Genomic DNA, 16,383 nt, shown 5'->3' on the forward strand with positions numbered 1-16,383 from the left:
CACCTGTGATTCGTAACACAATGCGCGCGAACATGCGCCAAGTTGCGCGAACTACGTAGAAAAATCAGCGCCACACTGCTCGTTATTTCTTCCGCCCCGCCAGCTTCTTCGCTAATAACGCTTGCCTGGCCCGCCGCTGGTGGCGATTCAGGGGGATTGCGGCGGAAGTCGCAGCTTCGCTTTGCTCCTCTTGAACAGTTCGCATTTCGCTCTCTCGGTGCTGCCGAAACGCGAACCGCTCCGCGCGCGAAACCGTTCCATTCTCACGACTTACTAGCTCAGCGATGATCTCGCACGGAGCCTCTGCGGGCTGCTGGCTCGTGCGGGTTGAACAGTCCTCAACCGGGTGGTTTACAGCCGGTTCATTTACAACCGCCGCGCTCTTGTGCCGCTTCTCCGGACGCACTTCGTTCTCGCTCGTCACTGCTTGCCACGGCGGCAGGCGCGAGGCCGTCATTTTGGCGGCCATCACGTTGATGCGCACCGCAGCGGACAGGTATTGCACGTCGCCATAGTTCCGCCGCGTCGTGCTCACCGAGCGCGAGTCGCGCCCCACGCTCCGCGACGTCGTCACGTAACCTTTCGAGTCTTCCCAACTTTGCATGGCCACCCGAAACAGAAAATCGAAGCGATCCGCGGCCACTTCCTTGGCCACATACATGGCCTGCGCGCGCCGCGCTTCGTCGTCGGCAGTGGGGGCCGTCTCGATCAAAAACTCCAGCACCCGCTGCACAATCTGGCAGACTCTGGTCTGCGAAATGCCCAGTAGTTCGGCCACCGCCCGCGTCGTCCGCTGCTCGACTTTAATCAATCGAAACGCTTGAAAATCACGTTCGCTCGGCGGCACTTTCAGATCCGCAACCATGGCAGTTCTCCCGACTCGTGAAAGAAATAATCTCCTCATTCCATCACAACTCGTTGACTAGTCTGGTCAGCAGTCAGCGACTATTTCTTCACAACATCTGTTTTTTCTCCCCCGTAGCTCGGTCACTCCGTGACCGAGAGCTATGCGGTTCAGCCGGATTGGAAAAGCGAGTCATGGAATGACTCGTCTACGGGGAGGGCACCCCAATCACCTCAAAATCCCCATGTCACGGGTTGCCTCGCCTACGGAAAAACGCCCTCTTCCGCAAAAATTCTTCGTCCCCAAGCGTTGACAGCCGCCAGCCAACAAAGAACAATTTGCGGTTTACGAGACGCCGCTCCCTACCAGCCTTGTTGGTGGGTCGCGGCGTTTAGCCGTTTCTGCCCGTAATGGTTCGGCGGGCTAGTAGAAGCAGCAGTAATACCAAAGCTGGGTGTTGCACCCAGGTTAGCTCGCGACGCCGTCGCGGTGGGAGTTTGCCTGAGTTGGAAGAAGCCATTCAAAAGGCCGACGTGCTGATCGAAGCACTCGGTTGGATCCGCCGGTTCCGCGATAAGATCACCGTCATCAAGCTCGGTGGCAGCATCATGGAACAGGAGAATTCCCTGCGCCACGTGCTGCTCGATATCGTCTTTATGGAAACGGTGGGCATGCGTCCCGTCGTGGTGCACGGCGGTGGTGCTGCCATCGACCGCGCCATGGATGCCGCGGGGCTCGTCCCCAAAAAGATCAAGGGCCGCCGTTACACCGACGACGATACGCTGCGGATTGTCGAGGAAGTGCTGGCCGGCGAAATCAACGAAGGCATCGCCCGCCAGATCGAAGAGCTCGGCGGCCGGGCAATGAACCTCAATTTCAAAACCACAAATGTCCTGTTCGGCGAGCGGATGACGTTGCCGGGCGAAAACGGCGAGCAGATCGACCTCGGTCACGTCGGCAAAGTGACCCGCGTCGACCGCAACGTGATCGAAAACCTCTGCTATGCCGGCCAGGTGCCGATTATCCCCTCGATGGCTCTCGACGCCAGCGGCGGCAAGCTGAATGTGAATGCCGATACCGCTGCCACTGCGGTTGCTCAGGCACTTGGTGCCGAAAAGCTCATCTACATGAGCGACGTGAATGGCGTGCGGCGCGATAAAACCGACCCGACGTCGATCATTCACTCGCTCACCGACGTCGAAGCGCGTGAACTAATCCGGACCGGCGTTGTCGATGCTGGCATGATTCCCAAAGTCGAAGCCTGCCTCGAAACACTCGACCGCGGCGTGCGTAAGGTGCACATCATCGATGGTCGCCTGCGTCATTCCCTGCTGCTCGAGATTTACACGACCTCGGGCGTTGGCACGGAAATGATGAAGGCTCAGTAGCGAATTGTTTTGAAAATATTCCCCTCTCCTCGGTATCCGTGGTATTCCACGCAAATACAGGGAGAGGGATAGGGTGAGGGGCTGCGGCTGAATGGTCGCGACTACTCCACTTCGGCCCCTCACCCCGGCCCTCTCCCCGTGAGTACACGAGGCGAGGGAGTAAGAATCGAATGCAGGGAGAAACGAAATGCCTACCGCCGTTGGACTCAGTTCCGCCGAAACCGTCGCGCTGTTCAAGCAACACGTGATCGCCAACTACAACCGCTATCCGGTCAACCTGGTCCGCGGCGAAGGCTCTCTGGTGTGGGACAGCGAAGGGAACCGTTATCTCGACTTCTTCCCCGGCTGGGGCTGCAATCTGCTGGGCCACTGCCCGCCGAAGGTGGTCGCCGCCGTGCAGGAACAAGTGGCCACGCTGATTCACGTTCCCAATACGTGGCACATGGACGTTCAAGGGCGTTGGGCCCAGGTCATCAACGAGCGCAGCTTTGGCGGCCAGGCCTTCTTTTGCAACAGCGGTACCGAAGCCAACGAAGCGGCCATCAAGATCGCGCGTCTGCATTCGCCCAAGGGCAAGTACAAGATCATCACCTTCACCGGCGGCTTTCATGGCCGGACGATGGGTTCGGTCACTGCCACCGCGCAGCCCAAGTATCACGACGGCATCGAGCCGATGTTGCCCGGCTTCGTCTACGCCCCGTTTGGCGATCTCGAAGCTACCCGCGAACTGGTTGACGACGAGACCTGCGCGATCATGATCGAGCCCATTCAAGGGGAAGGTGGCGTCCGCATTCCCCCTGCCGGCTTTCTGCAAGGGCTGCGCGATTTGTGTAACGAGCGCGGCCTGCTCCTGATGTTCGACGAAGTCCAAACCGGCTGCGGCCGCACCGGCGATTGGTTCGCCTATCAAAAATTCGGCGTCACACCCGACGTGATGACGCTCGCCAAAGCTGTCTGCGGCGGCATTGCTGGCGGCGCACTGATTGCCAAGCGCGAGATCGCCCCGGCACTTCGTCCCGGCATGCACGCGGCGACCTTCGGCGGCAACCCCATTGCCGCGCGAGCCGGCATTGCCACGTTCGAAACGATCGAAGAAGAAAACCTGCTCGACAATGCCAAGCAGTTGGGCGAGCTCTTCCGTCGTCGCTTGACGAAGTTGCAGCAGCAATGCGATCTCATCAAGGAAGTTCGCGTGGCCGGCGTGATGATCGGCGTCGAACTTTCGGTCGATGGCAATCCGGCCGTGCAGGCCTGTCTCGAACGAAAGCTGCTCATCAATTGCACGCAGGGGAAGACGATTCGCCTGCTGCCGGCGATGAACCTGCCCGAAGAGCAAGCCGAAGAAGGCTGCGATATTCTGGCCGACGTACTGCAGAAGTTGCCCCGCTCCTAGTCGATTCATCCTGCTTTTTCCGATTGGCTTTTTCCGCTTCGTAGTCCTGCTCCTCTTTCTTGAGGAAGGCGTGTTTTTAATGCGACATGTTCTCACGTTATTCGAATTGTCGAGCGAAGAAATTGGCGAAGTCTTCGCCCTTTCGCACGAACTGAAGCGCGACCTGGCTGCGGGCATTCGCGAGCCTCACTTGCCCGGCCGCGTGATGGCGATGCTCTTCGAGAAGCAATCGCTCCGCACCCGCGTCAGCTTCGAAACGGCCATGGCCCATCTCGGCGGCAATACGCTCTTTTTGGGGCAGGACGTGGGCTGGGGAAAGCGTGAATCGACCGCCGACTTCGCGCAAGTGCTGAGCAGCTATGTCGACATCATCGTCTGCCGCACCACGGCTCATTCGCGCATCGAAGAACTGGCCAAATACTGCAACTGCCCGGTGATCAACGGCCTGACCGATAGCGCCCATCCTTGCCAGGCGCTGGCCGACCTCTTCACGCTCGAAGAGATTCACGCCCCGCTCAAGGGCAAAAAGCTGGCCTTCATCGGCGACTCGAACAACGTGGCCCGCAGCCTGGCCGTCTGTTGCGGCAAATTGGGCGTGGAGTTCGCTGTTGCGTCGCCCAAGGGCTATACTTTCGACGCCGAGTTCCTTGCTGAACTGAAGCGCGAAGTGCCTGAGTTGGTCCTCACGCAAACGGCCGACCCGCGCGAAGCGGTCAGCGGCGCGATTGGCGTTTATACCGACGTCTGGACCAGCATGGGACAAGAGGCCGAAGCAGAGGAGCGCAAGCTGGCGTTCAAAGATTACCAGGTCGATGTCGCCCTGATGGAAGCCGCACCCGAAGGAGCTGTCTTCCTGCACTGCTTGCCCGCCAAGCGCGGCGAAGAAGTCGCTGCCGACGTCATCGACGGCCACTACAGCGCCGTCATTCCCCAGGCCGCCAATCGCATGCACGTGCAAAAGGGCCTCATCGCCTGGCTGCTCGGCGAACGAGCGTAAATCCTCTCTGAAAGCCCTCATGACCCGCAAAGCCAACGAACTCCGCCCGGTGAAGATCAAACGCGGCTATACCAGCGCCACGCCGGGGAGCGTCCTCTATCAAGCGGGCGAGACCGTCGTCCTGTGTACCGCCAGTGTCGAAGCCAAGGTTCCCGACTGGATGGCCGGCAAGGGGAAAGGCTGGATCACCTCCGAGTACAGCATGCTCCCCGGCAGCACTAGTCCGCGTAAGGGGCGCGATCGCGCGAAGGTCGATGGCCGCACTACGGAGATTCAGCGGCTCATCGGTCGCAGTTTGCGGGCGGTGGTCGATTTGAAGGCGCTCGGCGAACGCTCGATCTGGGTCGATTGCGATGTGCTGCAAGCTGACGGCGGCACGCGCACCGCGAGCATTACCGGCGCGCTGATTGCGCTCGTCGATGCCTTGAATTCGATCCGCAAGGATCTGCCCGATCCGACCAAGTATCCTCTCACCGATAGTGTCGCTGCCATCAGCGTGGGAATTGTCGATGGCAAACCGACGCTCGATCTCGACTATAAGCAAGACGTCGACGCCGACGTCGACATGAACGTAGTGATGACCGGCAAAGGTCGCTTTGTCGAGATTCAAGGAACCGGCGAAGAAGCCACCTTCGGCGACGATGAACTCGCAGCCCTGCTCAAGCACGCGCGCAAGGGAATCACCGAGCTGACCGAGATTCAAAAGAAAGCGCTCGGACGGCAGTGGCCCTTTTAGGCAATCACTGGCGCTTTACTGATCGGCCAGGAGTTGCTCGATCGCCCGCTTGGCTTCGGCCACTTGCGGCTCTAGCTTGCGCCGGGTGGCTTCATCGGCACCGGCGACCGAACGGGTAATTTCCGCCAGTCGCGCGCTGTAGCGATCCTTCCGCCCGACCGCCTTTAGTTCCGCAGCGACGCTGCCCATCTGGGTGAAGTCGCGCTTCAAAAGCGCTTCCTTCATTTGCAAAGCGAGAATTCCCTGCTTGGCCACCAGGTCGAGCAGATCGTCATTGAGTTCCGCTAAGGCTGCCGCCAGTTCCAGGCGACGGCGATCGCTGGCCAGGGCCAATTGCAGGCGGCTTTGTAGCCCCGCGATGAACGGAACGCTCACCAGTTCTTCGCCACCATGCTTGACCGTCAGCCGTTGCAGGCCGGTGGTCGTTGGCGGAATGATTAATTCTCCGTTGCGGTCGCTCGCTCCCAGGCGAGGCTTCTCCGCACTGACATTCGAAGTAGCCAGCGCCTGTGCGATCACTTCATAGCCTTCTAGCGGCTGCGCCGAAGTCGCTTCGTCGACCAGTTTGACTGTGGTCACCGCACTTCCCTGCGAGATGCCCAGCGCCAGCCGCACTTGCCGCGGATGGTACTCCGGCAAGATGGTCCCGCGCAGGCCGGTGTGCAACTTGGCGCGGAAGTTCGCCCGCTTCGTTCCCGTTGTAACCACCGTGCTCATTTGTGGCGCGAGATAAGTCCACGGCACGAGCACCGCCGTGCCACTGGGTGCCTGCTGTTCGCCAGCGCGCGCGAGAATGAAGGGACGGAAGGCGGGCGTTGAGCCAATGGTGAGATACGTCCCGTCGCGGCGCGGAATGTTGCCAGCTTTTAACTTGAGGGTGACCTTATCTTGATCGACCGCATCGATGCGCGCGAGGGGCGCGAACGCGGCAACGATGGCCGCACTAGCTTCGGCGGGCAGGCGACCGACTTGCTGTGTAGTCCGCACCACAGGCACATTCCACGCCTGGCAGGTGACGTCCCATTCGCGGGCACAAATGTCGATCTTCCCACCTTGTTCACGCACGGTGACCAGCAGCACTTTGTCGGGCCCGCTCTTGTCATTAGCGGGAAATTGGAGCGGCAGCGCGTCGACGTCGATCAGCGTCAGTAGCAAGTGGCTCCGCAGCGCGGCGAACTTGTCTGCAGCGGATACTTGCCAGGGGCCACCCAGCGTGGCGTTCGCTTGGGCGATCAACTGCGCTTGCAAAGCGGCCTCGACGTTCGGCAGCAGTCGCGCCGAGGGCTCAACGAAAACGGCCAGCTGAATATGATAGGGCGTCAGTTCCCAACTTGTCGCGACTTCTGCTGCAGTCCCCTGTGCACGCGTCGCGCTCAGCGGCGAGAGGCCGATGAGGGCAAACGCGATCATCGTAACAAGCAACTTCATCCGATCACTCCTGCGGCTTTTGCCAGGCGATCTGCCACCGCTGCACATCTTCGTACAACGACACTGGACGATCGGCCAGCCCCTTGAGGCTCGAGTGAACAACCAGGTGATTTGTCGTCTGCCAGAGCGGAATGACAGGTAACTCGGCTGCTGCCAGGCGATGCATGGCGCGGAGGCGAGCCGTTGCCGACGGCCAATCGGCGGCCGCATCGAGACTGCGCAAATGTTCCAGCATGAGGGGCGAACAAGCGCCGGTGAGACCACCGGGACCGAGCAGCGCCCAGGCATCGACCAGCGGCTCTTGAATGGCAACTTCGACGTAACGCAGGTCGGCATCGGTCGCTGCTTCGTCACCTTCGATCTGCTTGAGCGTTACCGGTTGACCGATGCGCGCCAGCTGACGAGCGATCGACTCGCAAGCGATCTTGGCCGTGGGTTGGTCATCGTGCGCAAGCACGAGTGGGGGCACAATCGCCGCGGGCTTGCCGCCGGTCGCTTCGCCGCGCGCAACTTCCAGCAGCATAATCGCCAGACTCGGATCGTACGCGCGGGGCTTCACTTCGGCGTTGTATGCATAGCTCCAAGCTTCGCGCTCTGCTCCCAGGGGGAATGGCCCGCTGATTACTTCGCAGCCGGGGATCTGTTGTTCGACGAGCAGGCCTTGCTTCAGAATCGATTCGCGGTCGAGCGCGTACAAGAGCGCGCGGCGAAACGTACGACTGGCGAGTAACTGCTTGTTGGGGTTGGGAATCAACAGATGCACCGTCGGAATCGCGTACGGCACGACGCGCACATCGCTCATCGTGCGCAGTCGCCGCAACTCCCACGGAGGGACGCGATCGAGCAAACTGATCTGCCCGCGGCGCAGCGCCAATAGTGCGGGAGTGGCATCTGCAAACGTCCGCTCGCGGATGATCTGCGGCGCGGCATTCGCTGCTGAAGCTGTGCCATTCATTTGATACGTCCGCAGCGGGAACGAATCGTCGGCGATTTTATATTGCCCCGTCATGGCAGGCGATTCTTGCTCAGTGGTAACCAACTGCTGAGTGCAGAATCGCAGCCAGGCTCCTGGTCGCAACTGCGGCTGCTGAAACTCAATCAGCAAATCCTGCGCGTTTCGCGCGCGAATGGCCGAGACGAACGGCTTCGCTTCGTCGCTTGGTTTCAGACACCGCGCAAGTTCCACCGCGGATGCACCTTCAGCCAGGCGGATGAGGAACTGCTGCGTGTCCGCCTGCGGTACGATCTGGCCAAATTCCGAACGATATGTCAGTCCCTTTTCGCTATCGACCATATTGACCAGCGGAGTCGCCACCAGTTGATTGGCTCGCCGCGCGGGCCACGAAGCCAACGCATTCTCAGTGGCAGGCAACGAAGACGAAGCACCGATGACACCGATCGTCACGACCGGATAGCGCCCGTGAATCTGCTGCGAGAGGGGACTTCCGCCGGCTACGCGCGGCCAGACATCGAGCGCCTGGCTGCACAACCGGTGGGCGTCGCTCCACCGATTGGCGACCGACGCTGCTTGCGCCTGCGCGAGTAGTTGCTCGGCCTGCTGTTGCAATTGCGTGTGGAACGGAGCACTTACGGTGGCCCCCGCTTCCGGAAAGCGCTTGGCAAGTGAAGTCAAAAGCCCGCGCGCGCCGCGGTAGTTCCCTGCTGCGATTCGCGCTTTCACTAATTCGCTCGTGGTCCGTTCGAAGGCGGTGGAGAGGCCCGGGCGATTCGGGTTGCGGCGATGTAATTCGACCAGCAGGGCAAGCGTTTCGTCGGGTTTGCCTGCGCGAAAGCTGCCGCCAATCTGTTGCCAGAGGAACTTCTCAATCGCTTCGCCCAGCTTGGGAAGTTGCGGATACTTGGTTTCCAGAAAACGAAAGCTGGCCTGCGCTTCATCGTAGTGCCCCGCGGCCACCTGCTGCTCCGCTTCGGCCAGCACACGCTCTTCGAACAATTTGACATCGACCACATTCAGCCAGGGAATGGCAAAGTTCTCGCCCGGGCGTTCGATCATCTCCAGTTCGAGATCGCCGCGGCGATTGGCCACCGCGGGGACCTTGCGCTCGGGCAAATTCAGCGGCTTCACTTTCAACAGTGTGTTGCCGTTCGTCTCATCGAGCTTCACCTCGTCGTACGGGGCTTGCAGGTACAACGGCTCGGCCGCCGTCGCCGATAGCGCTCCGAACAACATCAACAGCAGGGAAGTCAGTCGGTGATTCATGGCTGGACCTGCTCGCGGGCCAGAGAAAGCTGCAACACCTGTCCGCTGGTCGCCGGTAGCCAGAGCGTATTGCCGGCCAGCAATGAAGTTCCTTGCAGCGGTTGACCACAATCGATGCTTTGCACCAGTTCGCCAGTCTCCGCGGCGCGTACTTCGACGACCCCACTTTGCGTTAGTAGCAACCAATGGGTTCCGTGAACCAGCGGCGTGCCAATGAATGGGCCATGCGTCAGCGTCATTCGCCAGCGGCGCGAACCATCGGCCTGCAGACACTGCAACTCATCGCGGCTGGTGGCGAAGAGAATGGCGTCGCCCAGCGCGTGAGGACCGAAGCTGAGGCGAGCCCCAGACAGATTCGTCTCTGGCCCCGGCGTGAGGTCGGGAAGCAGGAACTGACGAAGAGTGCCGCCGAGTTCGCTGACAAACAGTGACGAACCGACGATCGCTGCTGGCGAGCTTGGCAGCCCGGAAAAATCGGCAGACTTGGTGGCCAAGGCAAACGGCGCGGCGAGAGGCTCGCCGGTTTGGGGATTCAAGCAGGCGATGGTCCCATCGGTCAGGGGCACCAGCAATTGCTGGCCGCAGAGCGCGGGCATTCCCGCGACGACCCCGGGAAGTTTCCTGGTGCGAGTCATTGGCGCAGTTCCGGTCGCTTCGGACGAATCAACCAGCGAGAGTTCGCTCTTACCAATCGCGAATAGTAGTAACTGTTTCTCATTGAGAGCGACCGCGCCCAGTTGATCCGCACGATGAATCGCAGAAGTGGCCGCCGTTGGGGAGGCGGGAATGTTCTGCCACGGAATGATGAGGGGGAGTGCCTCACCTGACGCGCGGCTGACCAGGCTCAAAGGGAGCGACAGTGGTACTTGCCAGCGCGGTGCGCCAGCGGCTGAACTCACGGCTGTAGCCCAGGTGATTCCTTGCCCTGCGTCGTGATGCACGGCAATGGTGGTTTGGTTTTGGGACTGAGCCGCAGCGTCAAACGTGGCCGTGGTTACTGCTGACCAGGCTGGTTGGAGCTTTTTGTCTGCGCCGAGCGTAAGTTGTGAAAGGCCCTGGCCGGCGCACAACAGGCCGCCGCCACTGGCAGACAAGTAACATGCGACGGGCTCCGCAGTCGCCGGGCTGTGCGAACTGACCAGCTTCAGAGGCTCGCCTCCTTCGGTCGCAGCTTCGAGCACGTGAATCTTGCCCGCCAAGGTAGGAACAAGGAGCCGCGAACCGACAACCAGCAGCGGAGTGCTTACGTTGCCGTCTACGCGCTGCGACTTCGTCTCAGCTGAACTGCCGGTCAAGGAGATTGAATTCAACTTAGTCTGATTGCCCACGTTCTCGGCCATCACAAGGCGGCTAAGAAATTCAAGGGGCGGGTCGACGATACTCCCCGCATCGTGCCCCAAGTAAACAGCGCGCTGGCAATTGAGATCAGCAGCATTCAGGACGTAGAGCAAGCCTTCATTGGCAACCTGAATCAATTGCTGGCCATCGGCCGTGGCCTGCAGACCAAGCGTCACCGTTTGTGGCAACTGAGCGTGCGCCAGGAGTTCGCCGCTGGCGGCATCAAAGCAATTCAGTTCGCCGGTGCTGAGAGAAACATAGGCTTTGCCCTCGACCACAAGTGGCGCGCCTACCGGATCACTGGCCAGCGGTTGTCGCCAGGCGAGCTGGCCTGTTTGTGTGCTGACTTGCAGCAGTTCGCGGCGCGCGAAATCGACCAGCAAGCTGCTGCCGCTCGTTTGCGGGAAGGAAGCGACGTTCGCCGGACAACCCAGGTAACGACTCCAACGCACATCGCCGGTGGATTCATCGAGCGCGTAGATAGTGCCACCCGCCACCACAGTAACAACGGTGCCATTCGCGACACCGCTCGCTTGTCCCGTCAGTTGTTGCCAAGGAATTGTGTTGAGGACCGCCGACTTCGCAGCCGCCGTCTCAGCAGGACGTTTGTCGCCGGAGCTCTTCACCGCACGCTGCGCGGCTTCGGCCAGTGGTGCCGCCAGTTCCTGCCAGAATGGCTCGCTCGCAACTTCTGGAAAGTGAAGCAAGAGCGTGCTTCGCGCCGCGAGTGCGCCCTGCACATCGCCGGCCGCCAGCTTTGTGGTAATGGTCTGCCGGGCTTGCTCGCGGGCTTGGGCCCGGAGTTCATCGCGGGCGATGAACTGCAGGCTTTCTTCGATCTCGGCCAACTTTTGCCAGGGGCGGAGATTGGCCGGCAGCAGGCGAGCATCGTTGCAAAGGGCGAGGGAAGCGCGAACCGAGGCAGCCGACGCTTGCCGCTCGTCAGCCGACTTCGCTTGCAGCAGTTGCGCGCCGAAGTACTCGGTCAGCGGCAGCAACAAGGGAGCAAGTTCGGTGTGAATTTGCGCGGCAGCTGATTCGCTGGCGAGGGTACCGGCCTCTTGCTGCATGGCCGTGAGCAGTCGCGGCCAATCGGGGGGCGAACTGTGGGCCGCATGAATGGCTGCCATGCTGCGGTGAACCTTGGCCAGCGACGCCTGGTCGTGGTTCGGAAATGTCTTCAGCAGTTGATCGTACTTCGGGATCGCCGCCGCGTACTGCTTTTCTTGATACGCCTGCTCGGCAGCTGCGAATTCTTCCTGCCCACTACCGCGCGGCCACAAGAACAGGGCGAGCCCGACAATGACTACCAGCAACGCGACGCTGCCAATGCCAATTCCCACCCAAAGCGTTTGCCGATTTTCAGTGGCCACTGCGATTGCAGTAGGTGCGGCCGGCGCAGGTTGCGTGCCAGACCCTGGCTTGGCAGCGGGTGGTGGAGCAGAGAGTGAGTTGAGGTCGGCAGGAGTGGCAAAAGGATCGAGCGCCGCGGAACCAAGGGGATTGTCATTGTTGAGTGAATCGAGCGATTCAAGTGAATCAAGGCCGGCTGAGCCCAGATCGTCGAGTGCGGTTAAATCATCCAGTCCACTGGCAGCTGGCGCGGGTGCTGATAGGGGAGCAACCGGTATCGCGGGCTTATTCGCCGGTGCAGGTTTAGCCGCTGGCGCAGTGGCTGGCTTGGATGCGGACTTCGCCGGTGTCGCAGCGGGGGTTGGTTCTGATAAATCGTCGAGCGGCGCCAGCCCCAGATCATCCAGCGCGATGGGTGTGACGGTGGGTGCAAGTGCTGGCTTCGCGGGTATAGTCTTCGCCGGGGCGGCCGGCGCTTTGCTAACAGCAGAAGCAGCCTTGGCAGGAGTCGCCGGCAACTCGGGCAGGTCGTCCAGCGGCGCGAGGCCCAGATCATCGAGCGCGAAAGGAGTGTCAGCTGGCGCTTTAACAACGGCTGGGGCAGGTTTGGCCCCGGCAGGTTTAGCAGGTGCAGCGACCGCTTGATTCACAGCCGGCTTGGCGGGCCCCTTGGCGGGCGGTTCTGGCAGATCGTCCAGCGGCGCAAGGCCAAGGTCGTCAAGTGCGGAACTGCTATGCACCGGCGCAGCTGCCGGTTTCTGAATGGCCGACGCACCAGCGGGCTTGGTTGCCGGCGCGGGTGCGGCGGGCTTTGGCGCTGCGCTCGCGGTACCTCCCGCATCGAGCAAGCGGTACGCTTGGTTGGGGGTCAAATGGCCTTTATCGACGAGCAGTTTGGCGATTGTCGCGGGCACAATCGGTTGCTTAGCGGCCGCGACTTGCCGGCGCAAACTGGCAACAATCTCCGGCGGCGCGAGTCCCCCTTGTTCCAACTTCTGCAAAAATACTTCGCTGGTCATGGCTGCTGGGTCACTCGCCTGTTTGATCGGTCACGACGAGGCGAAATTGATCCAGGCCAGCGGGCTGGATGCCGAAGACGGTGCGGCGAACCCGCGCGAATTGATTCACCTTCGCTTGCTCGCTTTCGACCCGCAGCAGTTCGGCTTCGAACTCCGGCGGACAAAAGTGAGCGAGGACTTTGCCCGCGGGATTCAGCCCCGCACGTTTGACGAGAATTTCGTCGGCTTCGTGCATCGGCCCGCGGTTCCAAATCAAATACATGCGCGTGTCGGCATTGCCGGGTGCTTCGCGGGTGGGTGGCTTGGGGTTCGAGAGATCGGTCAGATAGGTGACGTTCGGCGAGCCGCCAATTACGCCCAGTTCGATCCCGAAAAAGTCGAGCTGCCGGGCGTAAGTTTCGATGGTCGTGCCGGTCGGGAACCGCAACTCCCAGCGCTCATGATTGGGCAACTCCAGCCCACTCACTTCGTTCGTCCCGCCGCCGCGCACAATGTACGGTGGTGGCGCGGCCACTTCACCAGCACCGACGAAGTTGCGCGCTTGCATACGCAGCGTCGCGCTCATCACCTTGCCGATCACTTCGGGCGTATCGCTGGCTGAAGATTGCTTCGTGTCATCGCCGCTCAGGACAAACGCTGGCAATGCCGGCGGTGGTCCAGGTTCGGCAGCGACGGGAAGTGAATCGGCGGCGGATGTAGTTGTTGGAGATGAACTAAAGCGGTAGCTGGCGACCACGCCCCCCACGACGATCAACAGCACGACACCCACCGCGCCGATGATGAGCAGAAATCGATTCGACTTCGCGGGCGCGACTGCTGGAGCACTTGGTTCCGCCGCAACGGAAGTAACCGGCTGCGAAGGTTGGGTGTCAGCGAGAGGAGTGCCGGAAGTCATAAGAGAGAGTCGCAGGCAGACGGGTGCATTTCGGAAGGGGTCAGTTGAAAAATTCCGCATCCGGGCGAATCGACAGGAGCCACAGTTTCCAACTCTGGATGGCATCGGCGCGGGCCACTTTGTTCGGCTTGTCGCCAAGCGTGCTGGGCGAAACGATCCGCCCAATTTGCCGCAAGCTGTGGTCAGCAGCAACGACAATTCGCCAATCGAGATCGTCGAGCGCGGCGATTAGCGATTCGGCCCCGTGCAGATCTCTCACCAGACCCAGCACCTTCACCGCGGCCAGACGGCTCTCTGCGCCCCCCGTTAGCGCGAGAGTGCGTAGGCGAGCTAAGTGTGTTGCCTGTTCGGCAGCCGTTAGTGGCGTGAGTCGTTCGCGGAGCAGCTCCAAGTCGCCACTGACAGTGCCGAAAGCCTTGTGCTCGGGTGCGTGCAGGATATCGACCAGCTGCGTGATGGTGACGTTGACCTTGGTCTGCACGATGCGGCCGGAGCGAATCGCCACTTCCTGGCTATTGCCCGGCAGCCCGCGACCAGAGACAAGGGTCGCCTCGCTGTACGCTCTCGATTTCTCGATGGCCTTCTTCGTCGAGCGAAGCAGGAAGAGGACGGCGAAAGCGGTATCCGGCGCGTTGAGCGCTTCGTTGGCCCCCTTCCAGCTGCCGTCTTCTTGTTGTTCTTTCTTTAGATAGACGAAGCCTTCGTTGTACCAACGGGGTTCTTTGATGAAGCGCCCCTCGGAGGCTTCGTAAAAGCTCTGATATCGTTCGAGGCCGTAGAGGTAATAGAACGTGAAGCCGGGTGGATCGATCTTATAGTTCTTGGCTAACCAACTGCGGCCGCGCTCTTGCGCCGCGCGAATGTAACGCAGTTCGACCTTGTCGGTCAGGGCAACCTGAGCCAGCGGCTTTTTGACCGGACGCAGAGCCGGCGGCAATTTGGCGTCGCGCTCGGTGGTCAGTTCGCTCAGTTTGAGCAAGTCGGCAACCATGTAGGTGCAACCGAGCCCGGCTGCGGCCATGCTCAGTTTGGCGCTATCCTGCTTGACGAGTTCCATCTTGGGCTTTTTGCCCTCTTCTTCTTCAAAGGTGGCTTCGCGCCCTTGATAGCCAAAACTGCCGCCCGGATCTTGGGTGCGGATGATCCAGTTGGCCACTTTCTCGGTCGACTCGATGTCGCAACCCAGCCCCGCTTTCGAGATCTCCCAAAAACTGAGAACGGCGTACTGCGTCATCGAGGTGTCCCCCGTGTCGCGCTCGGGATAGCCCCAGCCCCCGTGCGGCTTTTGGCGGGCGAGCAAAGAATCGCGCAGCTTGAGGATCTCGACGGAGTACTTGCTGGGATTGAGGGTGCAGAGAAAGATGATCGCGATGCCGGTGCTATAGATATCATTCTTGATCTCGGTCGCATCGCGCTTGGTGGCGGCAATGCAGGCCTTTACGGCCGCTTCGATCTTGGGATGCTTTTCGTCGGCGCCATTCTTTAGGAAGGCGAGGCCGATCAGGCACTTGCCCCCCAGTCGCGCGTCGTCGGCTGTCTCGAGAAATTGGAAGGCCTTGTCGAGGACAGCTTTGACATCCGGGCTATCGGGCGTGACAGCGCGAGCGGATCGCCACGGGCCGCAGGCCAGTGTCGCAAATACCAACAAACCGCTGAGCCAGCGGAGGTGGTGGAACCGTCGAAGCATCATGGCGGCAGCCCCGGGGTGGACAAACCCAAGTCGGCCAGGCGTGCAGAACTACGGTAAATAGTCGGTGCAACGCAGAAAAGATGGAGACAAGTCGTTCGCTCGGCGAACTCCAGGGATGCTAACGAGCCTGCTGGCCGCTGTCAAACAAAAACCGACAGTAATGTCGAGGAACTCGACAAAGCGAGGAGAAAAACGACTTCATGAAGCGTGATGAGTAGTAGACCCTATTTCGGCAGCGACTTCAAAAAGGCCGAGATGGCCGCGTTCACTTCGGCTGGCTTTTCGAGCGGGGCCATGTGCCCAGCACCCGCGATGCTGACGTATTTCGCACCGGGAATCGTTTCGGCAATTTCTTTCATTTCAGCGGGAGGGGCGATGGCATCTTCCGCGCCGCAAATGATGAGCGTGGGAACATCGATCTTGGCCAGTTCCTTGGTGAAGTCGGGCCGCTCGGCCATGCCGCGGAGCGCGGCGGCCACACCCGCGGGAGGTGCAGCGAGCATCACTTTTTTCGTAGCGGTGACGAAGTCAGCGTCGCGTTCGACGGCGGCAGCGGGGAATAACTTAGGGAGCATCGCGTCTGCTACCACTTGCGAGCCCTCGGTCTCGACCTTGGTCGCTGTTTCCAGTCGCCCGGCGGCCGCTTTCTCGTTATCGGCCACCGCCCGCGAATCGCAGACAATCAACCCGGCGAGTCGTTGGCGATGGTGGGCATAAAATTGCCACGCCACGTAGCCACCCATCGAGAGCCCGCAGAAGACAACCGGTTCGGTGATCTCCAGCGCGTCGAGCAGTTGGGCCAGTTCATCCGCATATTCCCGCATCGTCGTCTTGGACGATGTGGCCGCAATGCTTTGGCCGAATCCGCGCAAGTCGGGAGAAATCACCCGAAATTCGCTGGCCAGCGCGGCGATCTGTCCTTGCCACATCGTGTGATCCAGCGGAAAGCCATGCACCAGCAAGAGAGGCCGGCCACTTCCTTGATCGACGACATTCATCTGCAGATTACCGACGGTAACTTTGTTGCCACTCATGGTTGTCTCGTTTCTGTTGTCCGGTTGGTCAGGCGCGATTGCGCATG

Annotated in this window: 11 protein-coding genes; 4 read left to right on the forward strand and 7 right to left on the reverse strand. The window is 60.8% G+C overall.

Translation table 11 applies throughout. The features are described 5' to 3' along the window. Window positions 1-82: 82 nt before the first annotated feature. Window positions 83-865, reverse strand: a complete 783-nt coding sequence (locus tag ETAA8_RS15730) for a sigma-70 RNA polymerase sigma factor region 4 domain-containing protein (protein ID WP_145090041.1) — start codon at window positions 863-865, stop codon at window positions 83-85. A gap of 485 nt (window positions 866-1,350) precedes the next feature. Here ETAA8_RS15730 and argB point away from each other — a divergent pair, with 485 nt between their 5' ends. The 4 genes from argB to rph all read left to right on the forward strand — a co-directional run bounded on the left by argB (window position 1,351) and on the right by rph (window position 5,358). Next, a complete protein-coding gene (argB, locus tag ETAA8_RS15735; protein ID WP_145100600.1) occupies window positions 1,351-2,232 on the forward strand; it encodes an acetylglutamate kinase in 882 nt (293 codons plus the stop codon). Window positions 2,233-2,419: 187 nt separating this feature from the next. Next, a complete protein-coding gene (locus ETAA8_RS15740; protein WP_145090044.1) occupies window positions 2,420-3,625 on the forward strand; it encodes an aspartate aminotransferase family protein in 1,206 nt (401 codons plus the stop codon). Between the two features lie 79 nt (window positions 3,626-3,704). Next, window positions 3,705-4,622: an ornithine carbamoyltransferase gene (argF, locus tag ETAA8_RS15745; protein ID WP_145090048.1), complete on the forward strand. Its 918-nt coding sequence runs from the start codon at window positions 3,705-3,707 to the stop codon at window positions 4,620-4,622. 19 nt (window positions 4,623-4,641) lie between these two features. Beyond that, the gene (gene rph, locus ETAA8_RS15750; protein ID WP_145090051.1) at window positions 4,642-5,358 is read left to right on the forward strand and encodes a ribonuclease PH; all 717 of its coding nucleotides are present in this window, start codon (window positions 4,642-4,644) and stop codon (window positions 5,356-5,358) included. Between the two features lie 15 nt (window positions 5,359-5,373). Here the strand turns inward: rph and ETAA8_RS15755 are convergent, their stop codons facing one another. The 6 genes from ETAA8_RS15755 to ETAA8_RS15780 form a co-directional block, all read right to left on the reverse strand. Further along, window positions 5,374-6,786, reverse strand: a complete 1,413-nt coding sequence (locus ETAA8_RS15755; protein WP_145090054.1) for a hypothetical protein — start codon at window positions 6,784-6,786, stop codon at window positions 5,374-5,376. Window positions 6,787-6,790: 4 nt separating this feature from the next. Then, a complete protein-coding gene (locus ETAA8_RS15760; RefSeq protein WP_145090057.1) occupies window positions 6,791-9,007 on the reverse strand; it encodes an ABC transporter substrate-binding protein in 2,217 nt (738 codons plus the stop codon). Next, complete coding sequence (locus ETAA8_RS15765; RefSeq protein ID WP_145090060.1) at window positions 9,004-12,717, reverse strand: outer membrane protein assembly factor BamB family protein; 3,714 nt, start codon at window positions 12,715-12,717, stop codon at window positions 9,004-9,006. The genes ETAA8_RS15760 and ETAA8_RS15765 overlap by 4 nt, the downstream gene beginning before the upstream one ends. 10 nt (window positions 12,718-12,727) lie before the next feature. Continuing rightward, entirely contained in the window at window positions 12,728-13,612 is an 885-nt protein-coding gene (locus ETAA8_RS15770) for a hypothetical protein (protein WP_145090063.1), read from the reverse strand. A gap of 40 nt (window positions 13,613-13,652) precedes the next feature. Continuing rightward, window positions 13,653-15,302, reverse strand: a complete 1,650-nt coding sequence (locus ETAA8_RS15775; RefSeq protein ID WP_145090066.1) for a prenyltransferase/squalene oxidase repeat-containing protein — start codon at window positions 15,300-15,302, stop codon at window positions 13,653-13,655. 224 nt (window positions 15,303-15,526) lie between these two features. Next, a complete protein-coding gene (locus ETAA8_RS15780; protein WP_145090069.1) occupies window positions 15,527-16,336 on the reverse strand; it encodes an alpha/beta fold hydrolase in 810 nt (269 codons plus the stop codon). Window positions 16,337-16,383 lie beyond the last annotated feature (47 nt).

It is taken from the genome of Anatilimnocola aggregata (genome assembly GCF_007747655.1).
Classification (GTDB): Bacteria; Planctomycetota; Planctomycetia; order Pirellulales; family Pirellulaceae; genus Anatilimnocola; species Anatilimnocola aggregata.